Here is a 642-nt window from a genome sequence, read left to right as displayed (position 1 = left end):
TGCTCGCGGCGCTGCTGGCCGCGCTGCAATACCGGCGCCGCGCCAGCCCCTGACAGCGGGGGTTGCCGCACGGGCAACCCCTGCACGCGGGCGCATCCGCCGCTACCATGGACCGCTCGCACCGGTTCCATCGACTTTTCCCTGCCAGGAGCGGCCCATGCCCAGCATTTACGACTTCGAAGCCCAGTCCATGAGCGGCCCTGCCGTGCCGCTGCAGCAGTTCAGGGGCAAGGTGCTGCTGATCGTCAACACGGCCAGCGCCTGCGGCTTCACGCCGCAGTTCGGCGGGCTGCAGGCACTGCACCAGCGGTATGCCGACCAGGGCCTGGTGGTGCTGGGGTTCCCGTGCAACCAGTTCGGCCACCAGGACCCGGGCAGCAACGACGAGATCGCCAGTTTCTGCCAGCGCAACTACGGCGTGGACTTTCCCATGATGGCCAAGATCGACGTCAACGGCCCCCAGGCCGCGCCGCTGTACCAGTGGCTCACGGCCGAGGCCCCAGGCCTGCTGGGCAGCAAGGCCATCAAGTGGAATTTCACAAAGTTCCTTGTGGGCCGGGACGGCAAGGTGGTGCGCCGCTATGCGCCGCAGGAGGCGCCCGCCCGGCTGGCGGGCGACATCGAGGCGGCACTGGCAGCCCC

Annotated in this window: 1 protein-coding gene; it reads left to right on the top strand. The window is 69.2% G+C overall.

What is annotated here, in order from left to right:
- Positions 1 to 157: 157 nt before the first annotated feature.
- Positions 158 to 642, top strand: a 485-nt coding sequence (locus ACDELDRAFT_RS23370) for a glutathione peroxidase (RefSeq protein ID WP_005801942.1), incomplete at its 3' end; no start/stop codon positions are given.

The organism is Acidovorax delafieldii 2AN (assembly GCF_000175235.1).
Taxonomy (GTDB): Bacteria; Pseudomonadota; Gammaproteobacteria; order Burkholderiales; family Burkholderiaceae_C; genus Acidovorax; species Acidovorax delafieldii_B.
This window is presented reverse-complemented; position numbering and strand designations above follow the sequence as displayed.